This is a genomic window from Pseudomonas sp. C6002 (genome assembly GCF_013385805.1).
Lineage (GTDB): Bacteria > Pseudomonadota > Gammaproteobacteria > Pseudomonadales > Pseudomonadaceae > Aquipseudomonas.
In genome coordinates, this window is sequence record NZ_JACAPH010000009.1 from 212,921 (window position 1) to 237,134 (window position 24,214).

Below are 24,214 nucleotides of genomic sequence, written 5' to 3' on the forward strand. Positions count from 1 at the left end.
CTCCGCGCCGACAGGAATGCCCATGACCGCCAGACCGCTCCCGTACTGCCCCCGTCCGTTGAAGGCACTGAGCCTGGCGGTCGCCCTTGCCGCCGTCGCACCGTTGCAGAACGCCCAGGCAGAAGACGCTGCGCCAAGCAGTGCGGCGCGCAGCTATAACATCGCGGCGGGGCCGCTGGGGAATGTGCTGGCGCAGTTTGCGGCGTTGTCCGGGGTGCCGTTGTCGTTCGATTCCACGTTGCTCAACGATCAACAAAGCCCGGGGCTGCAAGGCAGCTACAGCGCACAATCGGGTTTTGCCCAGTTGCTGCAAGGCAGCGGCTACACCCTGCAAGGCACCGGCACCAACGGTTATACCGTGGTGCCCCAGGCCAGCGGCGGTGCGTTGGAGTTGGGCGCCACCACCATCAGCGGTGAAGCGAGCGGGGCGCAGGCAGACACGTATGCCGGTGGCCAGGTGGCACGTTCTGCACGCCTCGGCGTGTTGGGCAATCGGTCCATCAACGACGTGCCATTCAGCGTGGTCAGCTACACCTCGAAAACCATCGCCGACCAACAAGCGCGAACCGTCGGCGACGTATTGCTCAACGACGCGTCGGTGCGCCAGTCGTCCGGGTTTGGCAACTTCTCCCAGGTGTTCACCATTCGCGGGCTGCCGCTGAGCACCGATGACATCGCATTCAATGGCCTGTACGGCGTGCTGCCCCGGCAGATCATCACTACCGAAGCCCTGGAACGGGTGGAGTTGTTCAAGGGCCCGAATGCCTTCGTCAACGGCGTGTCGCCCTCGGGCAGCGGGATCGGTGGCAGCGTCAACCTGGTGCCCAAGCGCGCTGAAGACACGCCCACCCGCAGCGTCACCCTCGATTACGCCAGCGACAGCCAGGCCGGCGGCCACATCGACCTCGGCCAACGCTTTGGCGAAGACAACCGCTTTGGCGCCCGGGTCAACCTGGCGCGGCACGGCGGCGAAACCGCTGTGGATGACGAAAACAAAAGCTCGCAGTTGATCGCCGTCGCCCTGGATTATCGCGGCGAGCGCTTGCGGGTCTCCACCGACTTTGGCTACCAGAAAGAACGCATCAATAACGGCCGCTCGGTGGTCTACCTGACCGGCACCAAAGTGCCCAGCCCGCCGTCGGCCAAGGACAACTACGCCCAGGACTGGAGCTGGTCGCAGCTGGAAGACACCTACGGCATGGTCAACGCCGAATATGACTTGAACGATAACTGGACGGTCTACGCGGCAGGTGGCGCCAAGCACACTCGGGAGAACGGCCAGTATTCGTCGCTGTATGTCGCCAACGATGGCAGCGCCAAGGTGGGCTTCCTCTATTCACCCCATGACGAAGACAACAAAAGCGCCATGGCCGGCTTGAACGGGCACTTTGCGACGGGGCCGGTGACCCATCAGATGAACTTCGGGCTGTCGGGGATCTGGGGCGAGCAGCGCTCGTCCTACGAGGCGATCCTGCAAGCCAACCGCCAGCCCGGCAACCTGTACGACCCGACGCAAACGCCGCGACCTACCAACACCTATTTCGGCAGTGATATTCACGACCCGCGGGTTGTCGGCAAGAACCGCATCAAGAGTGCGGCGGTGTCCGACACCCTGGGCTTTTTGGATGATCGGGTGCTGTTGACCCTGGGCGTACGGCGCCAGACCATCGAGGTGGACAGTTGGAACACGGCCACGGGGGCACGGGGTACACCGTACTCCGAGTCCATCACCACACCGGTCTATGGCCTGGTGATCAAGCCATGGGAGCACGTGTCGTTCTACGCCAACCGTATCGAAGGCCTGGCCCAGGGCCCGACGGCGCCACTCACGAACGTGACCAACCCCGGCGAAGTCTTCCCGCCCAAGCGCAGCAAGCAGACGGAAGCCGGGGTGAAGCTGGACTGGGAAAACTATGGCGCCACGCTGGGTGTGTACCGCATCGAACAGCCGAACAACGCGACCACCCGGTTCCCAGGCCAGAAGTTCGACACCTTCACTGTCGACGGTGAACAGATCAACAAAGGCGTGGAACTCAACGTGTTCGGCGAGCCCATCGACGGCCTGCGCCTGCTGGCCGGCGCCACCTGGATGGACACCGAACAGAAGAGCACTTCCAACGGTGCCACCGACGGCAACCGCGCCGCGGGTGTGCCGCGCTTCCAGTACAACATCGGTGCGGATTGGGATGTGCCGGGCATCCAGGGTGCGGCGGTCAGCGCACGGATGCTGCGCACCGGTGGCGAATACGTCAACGCCGCCAACAGCCTGAGCATCCCGGCCTGGACCCGCGTCGACCTGGGGGCGCGTTATGGCTTCAAGGCGGATGACAAATACATCACCCTGCGCGCCAACGTCGAAAACGTAGCGAACAAGGCGTACTGGTCGTCGGCGTCGACGGCCAATAACTACCTGACCCAGGGTGAGCCGCGGACAGTGAAATTGTCGGCGACGGTGGATTTCTGAGCCTGGAAAACCCTATCGGGTGAATGGACAACCCGTGGCGAGGGAGCTTGCTCCCGCTGGGCTGCGAAGCAGCCCTAAAAAAAGGACACGGTGTTCTTTCAGGTGGCTCTCGATTGCCTTATTGGGGCCGCTTCGCGACCCAGCGGGAGCAAGCTCCCTCGCCACAACAAGGCTGAATGTCCCTCGGTCAACCCGCGTTCACTTCAATCCGGTCAAAGCCCTTGAGGCGATACAGCATCACCGAGATCGCCCAACTGGCCACGAAGATCCCGATGATCATGTAGCCCAGCATCCCGAAACTGTCGTTCAGCGAGCCGATAAAACTCCAGAATGATCCCTTCAGGTCCAACTGGTCACCCATCAACCCCAACGCCTCGATACTGCCGATCACCACCGCAACCACCACCGATACCAGGGTGATGGTCATGTTGTAGTAGATCTTGCGGATCGGCTTCATGTACGCCCAGCCGTATGCCCCCAGCATCAGGTGGCCGTCCAGCGTGTCCACCAGGGACATGCCGGCGCTGAACAGCAGCGGGAACACCATGATCGCCCACGGCGACAGCCCTTGAGAGGCCTGGGTCGCAGAAATCCCCAACAGGCCGATCTCGGTGGCCGTATCAAAGCCCAGGCCGAACAGGAAACCCAACGGGTACATGTGCCAGCTGCGGCTGATCAGGCGAAACACCGGGCGGAAAATCCGCGCCATGAAACCCCGGTCCGCCAGCAGCAGGTCGAAGTCGTCCTCCACATACGCACCGCCCTGGCGCACATGGCGCCAGGCCTTGTAGATCGCGTGCAGGATCACCAGGTTCATCAAGGCGATGACCAACAGGAACGAGGCCGAGACCGACGTGCCGATCACCCCGCCGATGGCCTTGAACCCTTCAAACCGCGCCTGCATCACCGAGGCCGCAAACGCGACGCCAATGGATGCCAGGACCACCACCGAAGAATGTCCCAGGGAGAAAAAGAAGCCCACCGCCACCGGACGTTTCTTTTCCTGCATCAGCTTGCGGGTCACGTTGTCGATGGCGGCGATATGGTCGGCATCCACCGCATGCCGCAGCCCGAAACCGTAGGCCAACAGCGCGGTGCCGAGCAGCACCGGATGCTCATGGAACGCCACCAGCGCCCAGATCCAGGCGACCATGTTAATGCCGATCAACAACCCGTAGATGCCAAACAGCTTGGCGCGAACCTGGGTGCTGGAGTCACTGAAAATCTGGGCAAGGCGTAGGATCATCAACACTACCTGTGTGCGTTGGAAACATTCAGACACGTTCCGAAACTTTATAGATTTTGTTTAGAGTGATGATGAAATTTGTGGAGTGAGTGAGGAGAGGATTGTGACGACGATCGAAAATGCAGCAATGGCGGTTATTGAGTTCTGGAAACAGGCGGGGCCCAAGCTCTGGTTTGCCAAGGATGAAGGGTTTGACCGGCGTTTTCGCGAGGCTTTCTACACCACGCATTTGCAGGCGGCCCGGCGCGAACTGGAGAGCTGGATGCAAACGCCGGAGGGCGCGCTGGCGTTGCTGTTGCTGCTGGACCAGTTCCCGCGCAATACCTTCCGTGGCACGGCGCATATGTTCGCCACCGACCCGCTTGCGCGTTTGTACGCGCGGCAGATGGTCGAGGCGGGGATGGACAAGTCGATCGAAACACCGTTGCGGGCGTTTTGTTATTTGCCCTTCGAGCATTCTGAAGATCCCGGGGATCAACAGCTGTCGGTGGCCCTGAACAAGGACCTTGATGCCAATACCTACCGCTGGGCCAAGGAGCACGCCCGCATCATCGAGCGGTTCGGGCGCTTTCCTCATCGTAATGAGGTGTTGGCCAGGGTCACGACAGAGGAGGAGCGGGCGTTCCTGGAGGACGGTGGCTTTTCGGGCTAGGCCTCGGGTTCAGCCACTAAGTCTCTGACGCCCGCCTGGCGAAAACGCCGCACCCCCTTGAGATCAATCGCCCAGCGCAACGCTTCAGTCGCCGACGGACGTTCGCCTTGGGTAATCGCCGCGTCATCGGTGGTCAGTTTATTCAGGTAGCCCTTGGCGCCGCCGCGTTCGCTCCAGTAATGGGTGTGGCTGAGCCAGGAGCTGGCGAGCCAGCCTTTCCATTTGCCCACGCTGACCGGCAGGTCCAGTACGCCGGGGCCCATCACCGGGCTGACCGGGCCGCCGACGATGTCGCCAAACAGGCCCAGGGGCGCGGGGAAGTAGAGGTTGGTCCAACGGGTCACGGCGAAGGCCGCGGCATGGTGCAAGTACAGGGGGGAAAATGGGCGACCGCCGACGGTGACGGGCAGCCGGCCGCTGTAGCCGTAGCCCTTATCGTCGAGCGTCGGCGGGCAGGCGGGGGCTTCGCGGCGTTCGATGCGGCGCTTGAAGTCGCTCACGCTGCGGCCCAACAACAGGCTGGCGTGGGCCATCGGGCTGCCGAGGGTGACGAGGTCGGTGATGCGCCACGGGTTGCCGAGGTTGCGTTGTTCGATAAAGGCTTCGGCTTGCTGTTCGCGGAACCTGAGGAGGCTTTGCAGGCGGCCGTCGAGGGCGTTTCCAGCCTTTGGCAGCGTGTCCTGGACCACCGGTTGCAATCGCTCGTGGTTGGCGTAGCGGGCGGCGAGTTCCGGGCCGCCGGGGCGTAACTGATCGTGATGCTCGTGCCACAGGTAGCCGACGATGTCGTAGGCAATCACGCTGCCCAAACTGTGGCCGACGACGATGATGCGGTCGTAATCACCCTTGTCATGCAGGGCGCGCAGCAGGTCGACGCCATCGGCGCGGATCTGTTCGCGCACCACCACGTTCTGCGGGTTGGGGCTCAGGTAGCGGGCGGCATCGCCAAGGTATGACAGTGCCGAGTACTTCAGGGCCAGGCCGATCACCGCCAGCAGCACCGGGATCAGGGCGAAGGGGTTGTCGCTGTGGGGGAATCGGCCATACAGCGTCGCCAGGATTCCGCTGACCAGCAGCACGAGCAGGGCCAGCAAGGCCCAGCGCGTGGCGCGCCAGATCGGCACGATGGCCGTCGGGATATCCCGGCGCGGACGCTTGAAAATGTCCCATAGCCAACTGAGCAGGTGCCCGACCTTGGTGCCCTGCATCTTGTGGGCCCAGTAGTACTCGTAGAAATCGGTGGTGTTGCGACCCGCCGACTTCAACACGCGCAAATCAAAGTTGCGCGAAAACCGGTCGGGTTTGCTCCAGTAGAAAGGCGTCGCCTCGGGGGTGTCCGCCGGGATCGCCGCTTCGACGAAGCCACGCAGGGTATCCATCGGGCGCTGCTCGCCGATTCCGTGGATGACGACAACCGCTTGTTTCATCTAGTGATCGTTCCTTGATCCGCTTTTCGGGGCGTTACGGGTGGGGTTCAAGGGGCCATAGTATTGCCATTATCGATGGTATTCCAGCCAGGAATGCCCCCATAAAAACCGCGCATTTCATTTGCGCGGCGCGATCTCGTAGTGTGGTGCTCCCACCAAGGAGATGTCGCCGTGAACCATCGCCCGCTGAGCCTGTACGTTGACGCCCATTTCACCAGTCCCTACGCGATGTCGGCGTTTGTGACCCTGCGGGAAAAGGGCCTTGAATTTGAACTGCTCACGTTGAACCTCGACACGGCCGAGAACCAGACTGACGCGTACACGCACTTGTCGCTGACCGGGCGCGTACCGACCCTGGTGCAGGGTGAGTTTGCGCTGTCCGAGTCGTCGGCGATAACCGAGTACCTGGAGGATGTGTTCCCGCAGGTGCCGGTGTACCCGGCCGAACCCCGCCAGCGGGCGAGGGCGCGGCAGGTGCAGGCGTGGTTGCGCAGTGACTTGATGCCGATTCGGCAGGAACGCTCGACCCTGGTGGTGTTTTACGGGCTCAAGGGCGAACCGCTGTCGCCGGTTGCTGAAGCAGCGGCCCACACGCTGATCAACGCGGCGCAGGCGCTGTTGGCCGACGGTCGCGACTACCTGTTCGGCGCGTGGTCGATTGCCGACGTGGACCTGGCCGTGATGCTCAACCGGCTGATCCTCAACGGTGACAGCGTACCCGCCAACCTGGTGGCATACGCCCAGCGCCAATGGCAACGGCCTTCGGTCCAGGAATGGGTCAAGCAGGCACGACCGTCGCTGTAGTCACACTCCTCAATTACAAAGTGAATCCTGGTCCATGAATATACTGTCGAGTGACTCCCGCCTGCCGCTGTACCAGCGTTTTCGGGATCATCTGATTGAGCAGATTGCCAATAATCACTGGCGTGCCGGTGCGGCTATTCCCCCTGAAGCGGTGTTGTCCACCCAGTACCAGCTGTCTACCGGCACCGTGCGTAAAGCGATCGAGGCGTTGGTGGGCGAGGGCATTCTGGAGCGCCAGCAGGGCCGTGGTACGTTTGTGCGCCGCCCGAAGTTTCAGTCGTCGTTGTTCCGGTGTTTCCGCTTCCAGGGCCCGGGCGGTGAATGCCAGCTGCCGCAGAGCCGGATCCTGTCGGTCAAGCCGGTGAAGGCGCCGTTGTCGGTGAGCGAGGTGCTGGGGCTGGCAGCGGATGCGCCGGTAATCTGCATCGTGCGGGTACACGTGCTGGACACCGGGCCAGTGCTGGCCGAGGAAATCTGGCTGCCGCGCGAGCGGTTCCAGACGCTGCTGGACGTGGATCTGACCCGGCAGGGATTGCTGTTGTACCCCACTTACGAAGAAGTCTGCGGGCAAGTAGTCGCTTCTGCCGAGGAAGCCCTCACCGCCGAGTCCATCGATGACGTGTGGGCCCGCTGGTTGCAGGTGCCGGTGGGCAGCCCGGTGATGGTGATCGAGCGGCTGGCCCGGGATTACGCCGGCCAACCCCTGGAGTTGCGACGCGGCCGTGGCCACGCCGAACATTTCCGTTATCGCGTGGATATACGCTGAGCTTGAGGCGCGGTGCTATTCGGCTTTGAGCAGCACCAGCCAGCTTTGCACCACCCGGCGGTCAAGGTCTTCCCAGTCGGCCATGCCCAGCACCCGGGTGGTGTTCAAGCCGCGCAAGTAGCCACGCAATTGCTGGGCAATCGCGTAGACCACTTCCGGTTCGGCGGCGTTGTCCAGCAGCACTTCCTCATAGTCGACCAGGTAATCGGCAACCCGCTCGCGAAACTCCGGAAGCACAGCTTCACGGATGCGATCGAAGGTTTTCTGGTGGGGCTTCATAGGCGTTCCTTATCATTTTGTGTGAGGCGGCCTGCACGACACTATTGCTCTAGATAATAGTCACCATCAAGTATTGCGAGTTCTGTTTTTCTGAAAAAGGAGGACAATTGCCATCATTGAACATGATGTGCAAGGACCCTGCGATGAGGACTTTTACCGGTTTGGCCCTGGTGGCGCTGCTGATGAGCACAATGGTTGGCTCTGCGTCGGCCGGGGGGCTTCAAGCCAGCCACCTGGCGCCAATCGTCGCCAGCCCGGTCGGGTTGCAGCATTCGCAATCGGTCGGCGTGCTCTACAGCGACAACACCCTCGACAACCTTGAGTACCTGGCGCGCTACCACGCCATGGCGGTCAATGGTGCCAAGGGCCAGCTGGACGAGCAGATTCGCCAGGCCTTCGTCGACAGTTCCGACCCGGACCTGGCGATTGACTGGCTGATGGCTTCGTTGCGGCACACCTTTGCCTCGGTCACCCGTTACGACAACCTTGATGCGCTGTTGCAGGCGCACCCGGATGTGGTGGTGATGCTCGATACCTACAACCAATTGCTGACCCAGCGTAACGACCTGGTGGAAGCGCGGTTTGTTGCCAAGTTCTATGACCTTGACCTGCAATACATCGCCAAAGCCGAGGGTTCGATGCAAATGCACTTGCCTAATGTGTGGGTACATGACAAAACGGCGCCCCAGATCGCTGCACAGATTGGGCAGCAGCGCGACGTTCAGTTGAACGCATTAAAGCAGTTCGATGCCTCGCTCAAGGCGTTGCTCGCTGCCGGTTAGCCCACTTCGTTTATTTTTCAGGAATTTTTATGCGCGTGTTGTTAGTGCCAGCGATGGCTTCTGCTTCTTTATTGATGACGGGCTGTGCATCCGCCCCCAATGCCCCAACCCTCACCCTGCAAACCGCCAAGGACCCTGAAGCCTACGTGCAGTGCGTGGTGCCCAAGTTCGAGAAAAACGGCATGACCTCCACGGTCACGCAGAATTCGCGGCATGCCCGGATCGTGGTGAGCAGCAAGATCGCCGCGGACAACATCCTCGAAGTCTACAAGTCCCAGGACGGCGGCAAGGTGTTCCTGTACGAGCGCAAGCCGTTGGCATCGACGTTCAAGCCGTCGCGGTTCGAGCATGCGGCGCAGGATTGCCTGTAATCGACTGGGGCCAGTCTGTGGTCTGTGGGAGCTGTCGAGCCCCGGCGAGGCTGCGATGGCATCGCTGCGGTATGACAGTGACACCGAGGTGATCCCATCGCAGCCTCGCTAAAGCTCGACAGCTCCCACAGTTGATCTTCATTGTCTTGAGCGAATGATTCAGCTCGGCTTTGGCTCGCTGCTGAACGTCTCGACCGCTTTCACCAACCCCTTGGCCGCCAACGCCACCAACTCACCGCCTTTTTGCGGGGTGGCCAGCGCCGGGTCTGAACCCATGCGCCCATCCGGGAAACGCGCGCGGAAGTCGCGGGCTTCGCGAATCGGGCCGGTGTTGGCGATTTGCGGCGAGTAGTCTGCCGACTTGATTGCGTCCGGGTAGGCCCATTGGGTCACGGCGATCTCCGACGGCGTGGCATGGCTGCCGTGGCCCACCGGGAACTGCTGGTGCGCCAGTTCGTTCACGCCTTCCAGGTCCCACCAGTTGCACAGTTTCAGCGCATAACCCGACGGGCGCCCGCTGAAGCTGGCCTCGGCATACAGCTCGGAGAACGCCGCTTCGATCGAGGCAATATTGCCGCCGTGGCCATTGAGAAACAGGATCTTCTCGAAACCATGGCCTGCCAACGAACGTACCCAATCGCCAATCGCCGCGATAAAGGTCGAAGGGCGCAGGGAAATGGTGCCCGGGAAGCCCAGGTGGTGCTGGGCCATGCCGATGTTGAAGGTCGGGCCGATCAGGATGTCGGCGTTCTTCTGCGCTTCATGGGCAATGATTTCCGGGCACATCCAGTCGGTGCCCAACAGGCCGGTGGGGCCGTGTTGTTCGTTGGAGCCGATGGGAATCACGATGCTGCGGCTGCGTTCCAGAAACTGGCCAATCTCGATCCAGGTGGATTGATGTAAAAGCATCTCAGGTTCTCTCTCTCATCAAGCCCAGGAACACGGTGGAGTTCCTGGTGGCGTGAGCCGCATGGTGCACGGCAACAGCGAGAGCATCAACCGCCTTTGACAGTACCGGCACTCGCCATCTGGCGCGGCTTGCAGTTGAGGTAAGCCGAGGACTTCAGCCAGCGCTGGTCGGGGTACCAGGAAAACATGAACTGGCCGTCCTTGAGTTTGTCCACCACTTGGCGCGCTACCTGCGGGCGTACGGCGGGGCAGCCCTGGCTGCGGCCGATACGGCCTTCGCGCTTGCTCCACAACGGGCTTACATAGTCGGCGGCATGGATCACGATGGCGCGGTCCCGTGCACGGTCATTGAAACCCGGCTCCAGGCCGTCCATGCGCAGCGAGTAGCCGTGGGCGCCTTCGTAGCTCTCCTGGGTGCGGAACAAGCCAATGCTGGACTGGTAACTGCCTTCACGGTTGGAGAACTGGGTGGCGAAGTTTTCCCCGGATTTTTGTCCGTGGGCCACCAAATCCCGCAGCACTAATGTCTTCTTGCGCAGGTCGAAGATCCATAGGCGACGAGCGGTCGAAGGTTGGGAATAGTCGATCACCGCCAGCCGGTCGGACTGTTCGATGCCATTGCCCACCGCGCATTGCATGGCGCTCAAGGCTCTTTTCAGTACATCGGGGTTGAGTTCTGGAGCGGCGTGGGCGAGGCTGCTATACAGAGTAAGAGGTTTACCCGTGTCTGCGAGCGCAACGGTGCTCAGCGAGGCAAAGGTCGAGATGATCAGGCCGAGTCGGCAGCAAAAGGTCAGCATGTATAAAGCATCTCCGCCGTGGATGGGAGCTAAGCGATTGTTCAAAAAACACGCATGTTACTTGAGCATTTGCCTGCTCGTTGCACCGCTGGTCGCGACAGCCGAAGACCTGTTGGTGGTGTCGCCGGCCCCGGTGCAATTGGCGCTCTCGCAATTGTCGACCGTTTGCCCAGGCCCGGCCGGGCAGGTCGATGCGCCTTCCCTGGCGCGTTTGCAGGCGTTTTATCAGCAGCAGGGCGACGTGGTGCTGTGGTCCGAGGGGGATCGCCGCGCCGCATTGCTAGCCCAACTGCAGTTGCTGGCCGACGATGGCCTGGACCCGACTCACTATAGACTGCCCCCGGCGGATGCCACGGGGAACGTGCTGTGCATCGATATCGGTACCAGCCAGCAGTACCTGCAAGCCCTGCAGGACCTGCATTTCGGCCGCTTGCAGCAGTCGCGCTTCGAGCCCGTCTGGCATTCGCAACCGGCCCCGGACCCCGACACTCAATTGCTGGCCATGGCCGAGGCCGGCATGCAGAACGTCGCCCAAGCCTTCGACCAGGCCCGCCCGAGCGCGCCGCTATACCTTGGCCTGCGCAGTGCCTACGCCGCCTTGCGCCAGCAACCGTTGCAGCATTGGGAAGCCGTGGCCAGCGGCCCGTTGTTGCGCCCCGGCATGGACGATTCGCGGGTGCCGCAACTGGCGCGGCGAATGGTCAATGGCGGCTACCTGAGCGCCACCTCCGCGGGGACGCAATACCGTGGCGAGTTGGTCAACGCGGTCAAGACCTTCCAGCAAAGCCATTCCCTGCAAGCCGACGGCGTGATCGGCCCCGGCACGGTCACCGAGCTGAACATCAGCCCGGCGATTCGCCGCGAACAATTGCGCATCAACCTTGAACGGTTTCGCTGGCTGTCCCGGGACCTGGAACCCGAGGGCGTGCTGGTGAACGTGGCAGCGGCGCAACTGAGCTTCTACCAGGGCGGCGTGCCCGTGTGGCAAACCCGCCTGCAAGTCGGCCGCGCCGACCGCCAGACGCCGCTGCTGAAGTCGCGCATCACCCGGCTGACCCTGAACCCCACCTGGACTATCCCGCCCACCATCATGCGCGAGGACAAGCTGCCGGCGATCCGCCTGAACCCCGAATACCTGCGCCAGCAGAACCTGCAAGTGCTCGACAGCCAGGGCAACCCGCTGGCACCGGAACAGGTCGACTGGGCGCACCCCGGCAACATCCTGCTGCGCCAGGGCGCCGGCCCGCGCAACCCGCTGGGCCGGATCGTGTTGCGCTTTCCCAACCCGTATTCGGTGTACCTGCACGACACGCCGAGCCAGCCGCTGTTCTCCAAGGGCCCGCGGGCCTTCAGTTCGGGATGTGTGAGGGTTGAGCAGCCGCTGCTGTTGCGCGACTTGCTGGTGAGCCCGGCGGAGAAGATCCGCACCGAAGAATTGCTGGCGACGGAAACCACCCACGAGTTCCGGCTCGCGACGCCGGTACCGGTGCTGCTGGGGTATTGGACGGTGCAGGTCGATGGCAAGGGCGCGTTGCTCTACGCGCCGGACATTTACGGGCGCGACCCGGTGTTGATGAAAGCGATGGAGAGTGCGCTCTAGGCGCTTAGCTGAGCGTTGATCATCGTCAGCGCCTCATGGGGAGACAAGCGCGCCGTATCGACGGTCAATGGCGACTCGGCCCATGGCTCATATTCATGGGCCAGGACGGACTGCCAGGTGGGCGGCGTGAGCCCCGGAATATCGCTGGTGCGTGATTCCACGCGACGTTGGTGTTCGTGTGGGTCGGAGCACACCACCTGGATATTCACCAGCGGCGTATCGGCGCTTAGCGCGGTGTCGCGCCACGCCTGACGACTTTCAGCCACCGGGTTAACGCAATCGACGACAACCGTGCGGCCCAGCAACAGGTTGCTCAACGCCAGCGCATTGGCCACCTGGTAACCGCTGCTGCCCACACCTTGCTCCAGTACCCCTGCATCGCGGATGGCCTGCTCGATGGTGTCGATGCGCAGATACACGGCGCCGGATTGGCCGGCAAGGGCCTTGGCAATTGTGGTCTTCCCGGTGCCGGGCAGGCCGCTGAACACAATAAGCATGGTCGATCCTTCGAAGGGGTGAGTCGGCTCAGTCTACCGGGCGACTCACTTCAAATAACAGGCGCTGATCCAGTCCGAAGGCTTGGGCGCGAGTTGTTCGGCCACTGGCAGATACCGGGCGTCCAACTGCGCCGCCAGCCAGTACAGCGTGTTGCTGCTTTTCGGGTTCCATTCGCCGCTGTAGCCAGGCTCACCTACGCGGGCCCGGTCCCGGTCGAACTGCACGTGGGTATGCACGAACTCTTCGTGGCTGCGCTGGCCTTTGGCATACGGCGCCAGCCAGTCCAGTGCTTCGCTCAGCGAGCCACCGTGGGGCGCGGTGACGTCCAGCCAGTTGCCGCCAATGCCGTAGGGCTTGGCCGCCAGCGCGGCCTGCACCAGCGGCTCCAGGTCGTAGACCACATAGTGCAGGGCGTCACGGTCCTGGAAGTCGCTCACCGAGCCGTCGGGCAGTACGTTGTCGTTGATCTGTTGCCGGAACAGCTGGAAGGCCTGTTCGAGCATCTCGCGGTCGCCCAGTGCGGCGGCGGCCACCGTGACCAGTTTTACGCGGTGGCTCTGCCAGTTATTGGTGTTGGTGGCTTTCTTTTCTCCGTGGAACTGCTTGATGCGCTCGATATAGCCATTGCCCAGGTGGGTCAGCAGCGCGCGGGTGGCGTCGCGGGTCTGGGGGCGAAGGTCGCTGGCGGTGAGGGCGTAGGCGCTGATCAGCATGTCGAGGTTGGTTTCGTCGATCGGGTTGAAGTCCGGCTGGTAGGTGCTGGCCCACGCGCTCAGGTAGTCATCCACTTGCTTGAGGTAGCGCGTGTCACTGCTCAGGCGCCAGGCCAGGGCCGCTTGGCGCATGACTGGCCAATCCTTCTCGGCGGCGATGCTTTGCTCGCGGATGCCGTGGTTCGGCAGGGTACCTTCGGTGTGCAGATGGGGCAGGGCGTCGGGCTGGTCGCCGAGGTGGCGCTGGGCGGCAGCCAGCAGCGATTTGGAGGTCGGATTCGAGGTGGCGGGCTGGCAGGCACTCAGGACCTGGGGCGCGGCAAAGGCGGCGTTGGCGAACGCGGCGAGCAGCGCGGCCAGGGCCACGGTTTTCAGAGAGCGTTGTAGCATGCAGTTTCTCGGTGTTGGATTGACCGGGTCGGGGCGCAGCCACGCTACCATGCCCGTGATGGGAATTTGATGAAATACCCGCCAGCCCTCTATCCTAGCCCGCCAAGCCCGGTCGAGAACAGGACGCACCATGACTTTGCAGTTCGTGAAGATGCACGCCCACGGTGATGATTTCATCGTGATCGACCGGCGCGGCCAGGATGACCCGATCACCGCTGAAATCGCCCGCCGCCTGGGTGACCGTCATCGCGGCATCGGCTTCAATCAATTGGCCGTGGTGCTCGACTGCACTGACGCGGCCGCCCGTATCAAATTCTGGAACCCCAACGGCACCCCGCTCGACACCTGCGGCAGCGCCACCCGCGGGGTTGCAGACATGCTGATGCGCGAAGCCGGCACTGCCACCCTCGTGCTGCGAACCAACCGGGGGCTGCTGACCTGCGTGCGCGAATCGGCGCAGCGGGTGTCGGTGGACATGGGGCCGCCGTCATTGGGCTGGGAAGCTATTCCGCTGGCGCAAGCGATGGACACCGAACGCTTGCCGCTGGAGGGCGACCCGGCGGCGTGCGGCATGGGCAACCCGCACTGCACGTTCTTTGTCGATGACCTGGCGACGGTCGATATTGCAGCGGTTGGCCCGTCGCTGGAAACCCACCCGTTGTTCCCCAACAAGACCAATGTGCATTTCGTGCAGGTACTCGACCGGGGTCATATCCGCCTGCGCATCTGGGAACGGGGCGGCGGTGTCCCGCAAGGCTCGGGTTCGTGCTGTTGTGGCGCGGTGGTCAACGGAATTCGTCGTGGGCTGCTGGATGACACCGTCGACGTGCAATGCGATGGCGGTACCGTGACGGTGCATTGGGATGGGCGTGGCGGCGTGGTGTTGACGGGGTCAGTCCAAACCGTTGTTCACGGCACTGTGGCGGCCGCGCTCATGGGTGGCGCAATGGAAAGTGCACACTGAAGGTAGTGCCCCGGTCCGGGCTTGAACTCACCGAAACACCTCCATCATGGGCCTTGGCAATTTCCCGCACGATAAACAGCCCCAGGCCAACGCTACGCACCTCACTGTCCTGCTCCGTGCCTCGGGTCATGGGTTCAAACAAGCCAGCCATCAACGCTTCGGGAATCGCCGGCCCCTGGTTATGCACCGAGAGCCGGCTCTCTTGCGCGTCCTGGTGCGAGGTGATGGTAATCGGCTGTTGCAGGTCGCCGTACGCCACGCTGTTGGCCACCAGGTTGCCGATGATTTGTTGTATGCGGTCGGCATCCAGGAACGTGCGGGCGCTGCCCGTGGCGTGATGTTCGAGGGTCGCCGTGGGGAACGCCACTTGCAACTCGTCGAGACTGTCACGGGTGACGGCGTGCAGGTCGAGTGCTACGGGATTGATGCTGATGCCCTGGCCGACTCTGGCCTGGGTGAAGTCCAGCAAGTCGGCGATCATCCGCTGCGCCCGTTCGGTGGACAGGCCGATATGCCCCAGGAGTTGGCGCTCCTTGGGGCTGCGCTCGCCACGGGCGAGGAACTCCGAGGCCATCTTGATCGCGGTAAGCGGGTTCTTCAGGTCATGGCTGACAATCGCGACCATCTGCTCGGCAAACAGCGCCCGGCGCTGGGCGATTTCATAGGCGCTGCTCAGTTCGGCCTGGGCCTGATGCAGCGCGACTTCAGCGGCGGTCTTTTCCTGCAGCAAGGCTTCAGCCAGTTTGCGGGCGTTGAGCAGTTCGCGCTCGTACTTGTCGCGGTCGGTGGTGCCGAAAAGGGCCAGTTCGTTGTAGGCAATACCGGCATGTTCGTGCCTGACGCCGTTGAGCAATACCGTGACGGTGCGCCGGTCACGGTGCAGCAGGTCGAGTTTCACTTCGGCGATGGAGCCTTGCATTTTCATCAGCGGCGCCAGGTGCGTCTGATGGAAGATCCGCCCGCCCATCGTCAGCAGGTCCTGGAACCGTCGTTCCTTCAACTCCTCGACGCTGAAGCCGGTCCAGTCGCTGAAGCACTGGTTGGCCTGCACGATGGTGCCGTCTTCCCGGGTGACGACCAAGGCGCAGGGCGCACCGTCGAACAAACGTTGAGAGTCCGGCAACGACAGGTTATCGGCTGGCATCGGCACCCACCCATGGCAACAGGAAACTGTCCATGGCCACTGAGCAGGCCCCGGGTGCACTCATGTGCGGGCAATGCCCCACGTTATCGACCAGGCAATACGTGCTGGCGGGCAACGCCGCGTGCAGGTATTCACCCACGCAGACCGGTGCGATCAAGTCGTCGGTGGATTGCAGAATCAGGGTGGGGGTCATCAGGCCTGCGATGTCCTGGCGGTTGTCCGACAGGAAGGTTACCCGTGCGAAGCGCTTGGCGATGTCGGGCTCGGTGCGGCAGAAACTGTTGGTCAGTTCTTCGCCGAGGGCAGGTTGCCCGGGTGCGCCCATGATTACCGGGGCCATGGTGCTGGACCAGCCGAGGTAATTGCTGTCGAGGGTATCGAGCAACGAATGGATATCGTCGAGGGTGAACCCGCCCGTGTAGTCACCGGAATCGATATAGCACGGCGAAGGACCGATCATCACATGGGCGGCGATTGTTCCGGGCGCCTGGCGATCGGCCAGGGCGCCGATCATCGCGCTGACGGAGTGCCCCACCAGCACCACCGGGCCCACGGCGTATTCATCAACAATCTCGCCCAAGTCATGGGCGTAGCCGGCGAGTGAGCTGTATTTTTCGCTGTCGTACGCGCCCAGGTCGGATTGGCCAGCCCCCACCAGGTCATACAGCACCACACGGAAACGCCCGGTGAAATGAGGAAACAGATAATTCCACATGGTTTGATCACACCCGAAGCCATGGGAGAAAACCAGGGTCGAGGGACCGCTGCCATACACCCTGACGTTGTTGCGCTGCTGAAGGTCCATGGCGTTCTCGTGTAGGGCGTGTGTGGGGGTGGCGTAAGTCTAGATAGTCGGTGGCGTCGGGTCACCTGTTTATAGCGTCGATAGGGTAAAGTCGGCCGATTCAGGATGAAACTTCAGGTAACAAAACATGATGGTGTTCCTACGGCAATGTGTCTTGGGCTTGCTGCTGATCGTTTCCGGCTCGCAAGTGTGGGCCGATACCGTTCCCCCGGCGCCGGTCACGGTTGCGCTGGATCAGCGCGTGATCGACCTGACCCAAACCCTCGACGCTGCCACTCAATCGCGTATGACCACGCAACTCGCCAGTCTGGAACAACGCAAGGGCGCACAGGTGACGGTGATGCTGCTGCCGAGCACCCAGGGCGTTGGCATCGAGGACTTCGCCAACCAACTGTTCCGTGCCTGGAAACTGGGGCGCAAGGACGTCAACGACGGCATCCTGCTGCTGGTGGCGAAAGACGATCGCAAGGTTCGGATCGAAGTCGGTTACGGCCTGGAAGGCGTGGTCACCGACCTGCTGGCCCACCGCATCATCGAGGAACACATCACCCCGGCGTTTCGCCAAGGCGATTACGCAGGCGGCGTGCAGCAAGCGGTGGACGACCTGACGCTGTTGGTGGAGGGGGGCAATTTGCCCGAGGTGGCCAAGGCCGGTTTTCCGCCTGAAGCGTATGCGGTACTCCTGGCATTTATGTTTGGCGGGGTGGTCGGGGTATTGATGGGCGCCGAAAAACTCCCTTGGCGCCGGGCCCTGATGGCGGTGGTCGTTGTCACCGTGGTGCTGGTCGCGGTTGCGGGCGGCAAGGACTGGCCGGTCTATTTGCTGTTGCTGCCCCTGTGCATGCTGATCGGTGGCGCTACTTTCGGCGCGTTGTGGCAGGCGAGGGCGGCGTTTTACACCGTGCTGGTGCTGTTGGGCTACATCGCCGGCGTGCTGCTGACCGATAACTTCGTGCGCGAGATATCCCTTATTCACTGGCTGGCTTATCCATTCGCAGGGTTGCTGGTCCTGGGCCTGTATCTGGGCCTGTTCCTGGTGATGAAGAGCATGTGGAAAGAGAGCCAGGGTGGCTTTATCGCGCGGCTGGTGGCGGTGCTGGTGGTGTACGGGATCGTGGGGGCATTGATTGACAAGGGCGCCACGGGATGGCTGCTGGCGTTTCCCTTCGCTTCGTTCGCGGCGCTGTTCATCTTTGCCCACGGTATCAGCGGCGGGTCGGGGTCGGGGTCTGGTGGGGGCTCCAGCTCCTCCGGTTCGAGTTCCAGTTCCAGCAGCAGCTCATCGGGTGGTGGTGGTTCCAGTGGTGGGGGTGGGGCGTCGGGGAGTTGGTAAGCCTCCCCCGGAAGCTAGGCGGGCTTGTAGGCAATCCAGCCCTTGAAGCTGAAGCCCGCGTAGAACAGTTCCACACCTTCGAAGCCTGCCTCCCGTAGCAGCGCTTCATCGTCGTTGGGTGACAACACCGGCAAGTGGCTGCTGATGGCGGCAATCGCCCGCTGCGCATCTTCAGCCGGTACGCCGGAATCCACCGCATAGGCCGCATAACGCTTCAGCCAGCGCGCTTTTTTCTCTGGCGAGGATTGGGGGAAGCTGTGATGCGCCGCAATCAAAGGCGCGCCCGGCGACAAGCGCCGCCACAGCTCTTTCAGGGTTTGCAGACGCTCTTCGGCCGGGATGAAGTGCAAGGTCAGCAAGGACGTGGCGGCATCGAACGGCCCCTCGGGCGCGGTATCGATATAGCCTTCATGCAACTGCACCCGGGCCATCAGCGGACCCAAGGTGGCCTCGGCCAGCTTCAGCATCTCGGCAGACGGGTCCACCCCCACAAACTGCCACTCGGGCTGGCTGTCGGCAAACTTCTTCAACTCCAGGCCGCCGCCTGCACCGAGTACCAATACCTTGCCGGTGGCTGGGACGCTTTCGCGCAGCAGCAGCGTGCTCATGCGCTGCAAGGACTCGAAACCCGGCACCAGCCTCACCGGGCCTTCGGCGTAGCGGGCGACAGCGTCGGGATCTGAAAACCAGGTCATTGCTGGCTCCTGTTGGCGGGGGAAGCGACAACCCTACTGGGGCAAATTCAGGCTGGCAATTGAAGAGATGTGCAGTTGTGTTAAAACGTTGCCTTTGCTGATTTTGAGAGTACCCCTCGAATGCTTCCCGACATGCTTATCCGCGATGCACGGCCTGAAGACGCGTTATGCGTTGGTGTGCTGGGCATGCAGGTTTTTCTCGATACTTACGCCACCGAAGGCATTCGCGACTCAATCGCCGCCGAGGCGCTGCAAGCGTTTTCGCCCCAGACGATTTCCGCGCTGATCGCCCAGCCGGGCACGGCCATCATCGTCGCTGAAGCCAATGGGCATCTGGTGGGGTTTGCCCAAGTGGCGATGGACACCGGCCATGCGCTGATCTCAACCCCGAAGGCGGCGGAGTTGCAGCGGCTCTACATCCAGGAACGGTTTACCGGGCTCGGACTCGGCTACCGTTTGCTGCAAGCGGCTGAACAGCGCGCAGGGCAGGGTGGCGCTTCTTTGTTGTGGGCGACGGTGTGGGTCGGCAACGAGCGGGCGCTGGGTTTTTATCCGCGTCGTGGTTATGAGCTATTGGGGGCGCCTACGTATACGTTCCAGAATGAAACCCATGAAAATCGGTTGTTTGGCAAAAGGCTTGGCGTCTAGCCGTCAGAGCGTTTTGCTGAGGAAAACCCGGCTGCTGCCTTGCGGGTCGCATGGTATTTCACCAAAACGTACCCAGCCATTCTTCTCGTAAAATTCCGGGGCCTGGAAACTGATGGTGTACAGCACCGCCGAGCGGCACCCTCGGTGACGGGCTTCGTCTTCGAACGCCTTCAGCAGCGATGTACCCAGGCCTGAACCACGCAGCGCATCGGGCAAATGGAACAGGTCGAGGAACGCCATCCCGAGGCTGGTTTTGCCGGTGATGCCGCCGAGGGTTTCACCGGTGTCGGGATCCTTGATCAGCACCGTCAACGGACGTCGGTCATTGGAGCCGGTGATGTGTTCGTTGAAGGCGGCGAGTCCCTTGCCGAGAAGCTGCTCGGCTTCGGCGTCTGGTTGGTCACCTATCTCAATCAAATGCTGTTTCATCAGGTTCTGCTCCCTGTCAAAGCCGTTCCCGCACCATCCGCATCAGCCGTTCACCCACCTGATCCACGCCTTTGTTTTGCGCAACCACCTGGGCACCTTCCATCAACAACGTCAGCTCTTCAGCCAGCTCCCCGGGCTTGCTCGCCTTGAGCTGCGTGCACAGCAGCTTCACCCGCTCAAACTGGCGTTTTTTATGCGCCTGGATCAGCGCTCGCGCAGGGTGATCGGCCTCCGGAATTTCCGCGAGGGTGTTGGTAAACGGGCAACCGCGATAGCCCGCCCGTTCCAGGTCGTCGACGATAAAACCCGCCAAGCCCAGCAGCTGTTCCCTGGGGGAGTCGGGGTGTTGCTGCGCCAGGCCATCCAGCACATCGCTGTAGCTTTCCGTCAGGCGCTCCAGCCACTCCAGCACCAGCGCATCCTTATTCTCGAAATGCCGGTACACGGTCATCTTGGTCGAGGCGGCCAGTGCCGCAATGGCATCCACGCTGACACGGGTGATGCCCTGTTCGACAAACAGCGTTTGCGCCGCATCGACGATCCGCTCGCGGGGCGGCAGTTGAGGTGTCCGTTGCGCACGCATGCACATTCTCCACTTGACAGCGATACCATGGAGTATCGCATGATACTTTTCGGTATCGTACGATACCGAAGAGTATTCATCATACCCGTTTGGAGGGTTTCATGTACCTGTCTGAATATGCCGATCAGGATGCTACCGGCCTGGCACGCCTGATCCACACCCACGCTGTCAGTGTCGACGAGGTGCGCGCGGTCGCCCTGCAAGCCATCTTAGCCGTCAACCCGCAGATCAACGCCTTGGTGGAAGCCTGGGACGATGAACCGGTTGCGGCCCAAGGCCCGTTCCATGGCGTGCCGCTGCTGCTCAAAGACCTGGGCGTCAGCGCCGCAGGCCGCCGCAATGAACTCGGCAGCGCGCTCGCGCAGGGCTGCACCGCCGATGCCGACTCGGAACTGATGACCCGCCTGCGCCGCGCCGGCCTCATGCCGTTGGGCCGCACCACCACCCCCGAATTCGCCGCCAGCACCACCACCGAAAGCCGCTTTTCAGGCCCCACCCGCAACCCGTGGGACGTGCAGCGCAGCGCCGGTGGTTCCAGCGGCGGCTCGGCAGCGGCGGTGGCGGCGGGGTTGGTACCGGTGGCGCATGCGACCGATGGCGGCGGCTCAATCCGCGTACCCGCGTCCATGTGCGGCCTGTTCGGGCTCAAGCCGAGCCGTGGTCGCGTGCCCATGGGGCCGGACGTCGACGAAGTCTGGAGTGGTTTGGCAGTGCACGGGGTATTGACCCGTTCGGTACGCGACAGCGCTGGCATGCTCGACGCGATCCATGGCGGCGCGCCTGGAGATCCGTTTCACATAGCACCGCCGGAAAGCAGCTTTTCGGCGCTTGCCCAACGGGCGCCCGGTTCGTTGCGCATTGCCCTCCAGAGTCTGCCTTTAAGCGGGCAAAAGCTGCATCCGGCGGTGGAACAGGCGCTGTTCAATACCGCCAAACAACTGGAAGCACTGGGTCATCAGGTTGAAGAAATCCAGCCGGACATTGGCGTCAGTTGGGAGGCGTTTGTCGAACTCAATGCGCGCTTCTGGTCGTCGAATACGGCAGCCTGGATAGATGCAGTTGCCGACGCGACGGGTCGTTCGATCAGTGCTGAATACCTGGAACCGGCGACACTGGCGTTGTATCGCCTGGGCAAGTCACTGCAAGCGATAGACCTGTTGGGGGCCCTGTGGGAACGCAACATCGTCGCGCGCCACATGGGTGACCTGTTCCAGCGATATGACGTGCTGCTGTCGCCCACACTGCCCGGGCTGGCGCCGATGATCGGCGACTACAACCAGGGCCAGGCGCAACTGGACGGGCGAGGGTGGATGAATCGAGTGTTTGCGCATTCGCCGTTTACCGCGCTGGCCAACGTCATTGGCGCGCCGGCGATGTCGGTGCCGCTGGGTCATGATTCCCGGAGCGGGCTGCCGATCGGCATGCAGTTCATGGGCGCGTTTGGTCAGGAGGGCATGTTGCTTGGCCTGGCGACGCAACTGGAACGGGCAACGCCTTGGGCTGCACGTCGCCCGCACGTGTGGGCCGGGGGAAACCTGTAACCCAAGGCAAATGCTTTCCCTGTGGCGAGGGAGCTTGCTCCCGTTGGGCTGTGCAGCAGCCCCAAAACCAGTCACCAGGTCTCTGAAAAACCGTATCCACTGAATCAGGGGCGCTTCGCACCCCAACGGGAGCAAGCTCCCTCGCCACAGGGGGAAGTGTGATGGCTAGATATCCATCACCATCTCATGCCACGCCATCCCGCCGTGGTCCGACGCCGACGGCTGCACATAGCGATAGCCCATGCGCTTATACAGCTCCACATGGCGGTCCTTGCACATCAGGTGAATGGTCTTCTTGCCCATCGCCTGCATGCGCTGCACGAACTCCGTCATCAAGCGCGTGGAGTAGCCCTTGCCTTGCTGGGCGGGATCCACCACCACCGACATGATCACCACATTCGGCGCATCGGCTGAATGCCCGACCAACTCCTTGAAGGCCTCATCCGACATCACCACTTCATCGGCGCAACCGCAGTTGATGAAACCGACCACAACACCATCCGCCTCCAGGATCAGAAAGCCTTGCGGGTACAGCGCAATGCGCGTGGCGATCTTTTCCAGGGTCGCGGCTTCGTCGCCTTCGTAGGCGGTGATTTCGATTTCGTAGCAACGGTTGGCGTCGGCGGGGTTGGCGTTACGGAAGGTGAGGGCGGGCATTGGGTTACCGGAGAAGTTGAACGACGGCCCCCATGATAAAGAAAGAACACCCCGACAGCACCGCCGAACACAAAACCCACTCACACCACCGACCCCCTGTGGGAGCCGTCGAGCTTTAGCGAGGCCGCGATGGCGGCCTTCCTGGCACCATCAATATTCGCCAAGCCGGATAACTGGAAAACCCGCAAATGCGGGTTTTCTCGTAACTGAGCCAGGCTCTATTAAACCCCACCCACCAACTTCCCCCCCTCCAACCGACGCTTATACGCACTGTCCCGACTCGCCAACCAGAAATACAACGGCGACGTCACCACCAACCCCACCAACCAGGACAAATCCGCCCCGTTGATATGCGCCGAAATCGGCCCGACATACAGCGGCGTATTCATAAACGGAATCTGCACCACAATCCCCACCGCATAGGCCACCAGCGCCTGAGGGTTGTAGCGCCCGTAGATCCCGCCATCCACGCGAAAGATCGAACCGATGTCGTACTTGCCCTTATGGATTGCATAGAAGTCGATCAGGTTGATCGCCGTCCACGGCACCAGTACCACCAGCAGCACCAGCACCATGTCCACGAAGTGCCCGATAAAATCCTTTGACGCAAACACCGCCGCAATCGAGCACGCCGCCAGCACCAGCACCGAGATCACTGCACGCGCCTTGGCGGTGGGGATCCAGCGGTAGGCAAAGGTCTGTACCAGGGTGATCAATGACAGCACCGCACCGTACAGGTTAAGCGCGTTGTGGCTGATCACACTAAGCAGGAACAGCAACAGCATCAGCGGTCCAATGGAGCCGGTCGCCAGTTTGACCGCGTCCATGGTGTCCATGCCCACCGGCGTAGCCAGTACCGCAACCGCACCAAAGATGAACGACAGGCTGGAACCGAGCACGGTGCCCAGATAGGTGGTCCAGAAGGTCGACGCCACCGGCACATCCGCCGGCAGGTAGCGGGAGTAGTCAGACACATACGGCGCAAACGCGATCTGCCACAGCGCGGCCAGCGACACGGTGGCCAGCCAGCCGGAGATGTTGAAGTTACCGCGTGTCAGGAAGTCGGCCGTCTGCACATGGGTGAAGATGTAGCCGAACCCCAGCACGATGCCCGCGCCCAGCACCCAGGTGCCGATGCGGTTGAGGACGTGGATGAAGCGGTAGCCGATGATGCCGATGATCCCCGAGCCGATGGCGCCGATGACGATGCCTACCGGTACCGGGATCACGTCGACGACGCCGTGCAGGGATTTGCCCGCCAATACGATGTTGGAGGCGAAGAAGCCGATGTACATCACGCCGGCGATCACCACCACCAGCAGTGCGCCGAGGGAGCCGAACTGGGCGCGGCTCTGGATCATTTGCGGGATGCCCATCTGCGGGCCCTGGGCCGAGTGCAGCGCCATCAGCACGCCGCCGACGAGGTGGCCGACGAGGATGGCGATGATGCCCCACACCAGGTTCAGGCCGAACAGTTGCACGGCCAGCGCGCCGGTGACGATGGGCAACGGCGCGATGTTGCCGCCGAACCACAGGGTGAACAGGTCTCTTACCTTTCCGTGGCGATCTTCCGGGGGCACGTATCCAATCGTGTGTTTTTCGATAAGCGGGGCGGAGGATGTTGCAGTGGTAACCATGACGAGCTCCAAGGCAAGGTGAGTACGTTGACGTACTTCGCTGGGCGGCGCGTGTGCGTCGCTTTTGTTGTTGGAGT

At 62.3% G+C, this 24,214-nt stretch carries 25 protein-coding genes; 11 read left to right on the plus strand and 14 right to left on the minus strand.

The window, feature by feature from the left end:
- The first annotated feature begins 22 nt into the window (after positions 1 to 22).
- The gene (locus HX817_RS04740) at positions 23 to 2,464 is read left to right on the plus strand and encodes a TonB-dependent receptor (RefSeq protein ID WP_177039872.1); all 2,442 of its coding nucleotides are present in this window, start codon (positions 23 to 25) and stop codon (positions 2,462 to 2,464) included.
- 187 nt (positions 2,465 to 2,651) lie between these two features.
- On the opposite strand, the gene HX817_RS04745 is transcribed toward HX817_RS04740, so the two are convergent.
- Positions 2,652 to 3,710 carry a HoxN/HupN/NixA family nickel/cobalt transporter gene (locus HX817_RS04745; protein WP_177039873.1) on the minus strand — a complete coding sequence of 353 codons (1,059 nt, stop codon included), beginning with the start codon at positions 3,708 to 3,710 and terminating at the stop codon, positions 2,652 to 2,654.
- Between the two features lie 127 nt (positions 3,711 to 3,837).
- On the opposite strand from HX817_RS04745, the gene HX817_RS04750 reads away from it, so the two are divergent.
- The gene (locus HX817_RS04750) at positions 3,838 to 4,362 is read left to right on the plus strand and encodes a DUF924 family protein (RefSeq protein ID WP_008435398.1); all 525 of its coding nucleotides are present in this window, start codon (positions 3,838 to 3,840) and stop codon (positions 4,360 to 4,362) included.
- Here HX817_RS04750 and HX817_RS04755 read toward each other — a convergent pair.
- On the minus strand, positions 4,359 to 5,789 hold the full coding sequence (locus HX817_RS04755) for a hypothetical protein (RefSeq protein ID WP_177039874.1): 1,431 nt from the start codon (positions 5,787 to 5,789) through the stop codon (positions 4,359 to 4,361). The genes HX817_RS04750 and HX817_RS04755 overlap by 4 nt on opposite strands.
- A 171-nt stretch (positions 5,790 to 5,960) precedes the next feature.
- Between HX817_RS04755 and yfcF the strand changes: the two genes are divergently transcribed.
- Positions 5,961 to 6,593, plus strand: a complete 633-nt coding sequence (gene yfcF / locus HX817_RS04760; RefSeq protein WP_102368834.1) for a glutathione transferase — start codon at positions 5,961 to 5,963, stop codon at positions 6,591 to 6,593.
- A gap of 34 nt (positions 6,594 to 6,627) precedes the next feature.
- On the plus strand, positions 6,628 to 7,359 hold the full coding sequence (locus tag HX817_RS04765) for a GntR family transcriptional regulator (RefSeq protein ID WP_177008612.1): 732 nt from the start codon (positions 6,628 to 6,630) through the stop codon (positions 7,357 to 7,359).
- A gap of 15 nt (positions 7,360 to 7,374) precedes the next feature.
- Here HX817_RS04765 and HX817_RS04770 read toward each other — a convergent pair whose 3' ends face one another.
- On the minus strand, positions 7,375 to 7,638 hold the full coding sequence (locus HX817_RS04770) for a hypothetical protein (RefSeq protein WP_008435390.1): 264 nt from the start codon (positions 7,636 to 7,638) through the stop codon (positions 7,375 to 7,377).
- A gap of 143 nt (positions 7,639 to 7,781) precedes the next feature.
- On the opposite strand from HX817_RS04770, the gene HX817_RS04775 reads away from it, so the two are divergent.
- Complete coding sequence (locus HX817_RS04775; protein ID WP_177039875.1) at positions 7,782 to 8,420, plus strand: ATPase; 639 nt, start codon at positions 7,782 to 7,784, stop codon at positions 8,418 to 8,420.
- A gap of 29 nt (positions 8,421 to 8,449) precedes the next feature.
- Positions 8,450 to 8,791 (plus strand): hypothetical protein, encoded by a 342-nt coding sequence (locus HX817_RS04780; protein WP_003210199.1) that lies wholly within the window; start codon positions 8,450 to 8,452, stop codon positions 8,789 to 8,791.
- A gap of 159 nt (positions 8,792 to 8,950) precedes the next feature.
- On the opposite strand, the gene HX817_RS04785 is transcribed toward HX817_RS04780, so the two are convergent.
- Together HX817_RS04785 and HX817_RS04790 are read right to left on the minus strand one after the other, a co-directional pair.
- Positions 8,951 to 9,700, minus strand: coding sequence for a creatininase family protein (locus HX817_RS04785; RefSeq protein WP_008435386.1), 750 nt, complete (start codon positions 9,698 to 9,700; stop codon positions 8,951 to 8,953).
- 86 nt (positions 9,701 to 9,786) lie between these two features.
- Positions 9,787 to 10,500: a murein L,D-transpeptidase catalytic domain family protein gene (locus tag HX817_RS04790; RefSeq protein ID WP_023658766.1), complete on the minus strand. Its 714-nt coding sequence runs from the start codon at positions 10,498 to 10,500 to the stop codon at positions 9,787 to 9,789.
- 37 nt (positions 10,501 to 10,537) lie between these two features.
- On the opposite strand from HX817_RS04790, the gene HX817_RS04795 reads away from it, so the two are divergent.
- Positions 10,538 to 12,100: a murein L,D-transpeptidase gene (locus HX817_RS04795; protein WP_177039876.1), complete on the plus strand. Its 1,563-nt coding sequence runs from the start codon at positions 10,538 to 10,540 to the stop codon at positions 12,098 to 12,100.
- Here the strand turns inward: HX817_RS04795 and HX817_RS04800 are convergent.
- Both HX817_RS04800 and HX817_RS04805 read right to left on the minus strand, forming a co-directional pair.
- A complete protein-coding gene (locus tag HX817_RS04800; protein ID WP_177039877.1) occupies positions 12,097 to 12,597 on the minus strand; it encodes an AAA family ATPase in 501 nt (166 codons plus the stop codon). The two genes, HX817_RS04795 and HX817_RS04800, sit on opposite strands and share 4 nt — an antisense overlap.
- 45 nt (positions 12,598 to 12,642) lie before the next feature.
- Entirely contained in the window at positions 12,643 to 13,701 is a 1,059-nt protein-coding gene (locus tag HX817_RS04805) for an alginate lyase family protein (protein WP_177039878.1), read from the minus strand.
- Between the two features lie 130 nt (positions 13,702 to 13,831).
- On the opposite strand from HX817_RS04805, the gene dapF reads away from it, so the two are divergent.
- Positions 13,832 to 14,665, plus strand: a complete 834-nt coding sequence (gene dapF / locus HX817_RS04810; RefSeq protein WP_177039879.1) for a diaminopimelate epimerase — start codon at positions 13,832 to 13,834, stop codon at positions 14,663 to 14,665.
- On the opposite strand, the gene HX817_RS04815 is transcribed toward dapF, so the two are convergent.
- Together HX817_RS04815 and HX817_RS04820 are read right to left on the minus strand one after the other, a co-directional pair.
- On the minus strand, positions 14,634 to 15,809 hold the full coding sequence (locus HX817_RS04815; protein WP_177035438.1) for a PAS domain-containing sensor histidine kinase: 1,176 nt from the start codon (positions 15,807 to 15,809) through the stop codon (positions 14,634 to 14,636). The two genes, dapF and HX817_RS04815, sit on opposite strands and share 32 nt — an antisense overlap.
- Positions 15,796 to 16,614 carry an alpha/beta fold hydrolase gene (locus tag HX817_RS04820; protein WP_177039880.1) on the minus strand — a complete coding sequence of 273 codons (819 nt, stop codon included), beginning with the start codon at positions 16,612 to 16,614 and terminating at the stop codon, positions 15,796 to 15,798. Before HX817_RS04820 ends, HX817_RS04815 begins: the two co-directional genes overlap by 14 nt.
- Positions 16,615 to 16,741: 127 nt before the next feature.
- Here HX817_RS04820 and HX817_RS04825 point away from each other — a divergent pair, with 127 nt between their 5' ends.
- On the plus strand, positions 16,742 to 17,947 hold the full coding sequence (locus tag HX817_RS04825; protein WP_003210175.1) for a YgcG family protein: 1,206 nt from the start codon (positions 16,742 to 16,744) through the stop codon (positions 17,945 to 17,947).
- Between the two features lie 14 nt (positions 17,948 to 17,961).
- Here the strand turns inward: HX817_RS04825 and HX817_RS04830 are convergent, their stop codons facing one another.
- Positions 17,962 to 18,642 carry a class I SAM-dependent methyltransferase gene (locus HX817_RS04830; RefSeq protein WP_177039881.1) on the minus strand — a complete coding sequence of 227 codons (681 nt, stop codon included), beginning with the start codon at positions 18,640 to 18,642 and terminating at the stop codon, positions 17,962 to 17,964.
- Positions 18,643 to 18,774: 132 nt separating this feature from the next.
- Between HX817_RS04830 and HX817_RS04835 the strand changes: the two genes are divergently transcribed.
- Complete coding sequence (locus HX817_RS04835; protein ID WP_256344240.1) at positions 18,775 to 19,290, plus strand: GNAT family N-acetyltransferase; 516 nt, start codon at positions 18,775 to 18,777, stop codon at positions 19,288 to 19,290.
- Positions 19,291 to 19,293: 3 nt separating this feature from the next.
- Here the strand turns inward: HX817_RS04835 and HX817_RS04840 are convergent, their stop codons facing one another.
- Together HX817_RS04840 and HX817_RS04845 are read right to left on the minus strand one after the other, a co-directional pair.
- Positions 19,294 to 19,719 carry an N-acetyltransferase gene (locus HX817_RS04840; RefSeq protein ID WP_008435362.1) on the minus strand — a complete coding sequence of 142 codons (426 nt, stop codon included), beginning with the start codon at positions 19,717 to 19,719 and terminating at the stop codon, positions 19,294 to 19,296.
- Positions 19,720 to 19,735: 16 nt separating this feature from the next.
- A complete protein-coding gene (locus HX817_RS04845) occupies positions 19,736 to 20,302 on the minus strand; it encodes a TetR/AcrR family transcriptional regulator (RefSeq protein WP_177008604.1) in 567 nt (188 codons plus the stop codon).
- Positions 20,303 to 20,403: 101 nt separating this feature from the next.
- Between HX817_RS04845 and HX817_RS04850 the strand changes: the two genes are divergently transcribed.
- Positions 20,404 to 21,843: an amidase gene (locus HX817_RS04850; RefSeq protein WP_177039882.1), complete on the plus strand. Its 1,440-nt coding sequence runs from the start codon at positions 20,404 to 20,406 to the stop codon at positions 21,841 to 21,843.
- Positions 21,844 to 22,008: 165 nt separating this feature from the next.
- Here HX817_RS04850 and HX817_RS04855 read toward each other — a convergent pair whose 3' ends face one another.
- Together HX817_RS04855 and HX817_RS04860 are read right to left on the minus strand one after the other, a co-directional pair.
- A complete protein-coding gene (locus HX817_RS04855) occupies positions 22,009 to 22,500 on the minus strand; it encodes a GNAT family N-acetyltransferase (protein ID WP_177039883.1) in 492 nt (163 codons plus the stop codon).
- Between the two features lie 221 nt (positions 22,501 to 22,721).
- Entirely contained in the window at positions 22,722 to 24,137 is a 1,416-nt protein-coding gene (locus HX817_RS04860) for a cytosine permease (RefSeq protein ID WP_008435358.1), read from the minus strand.
- Positions 24,138 to 24,214: the final 77 nt, after the last annotated feature.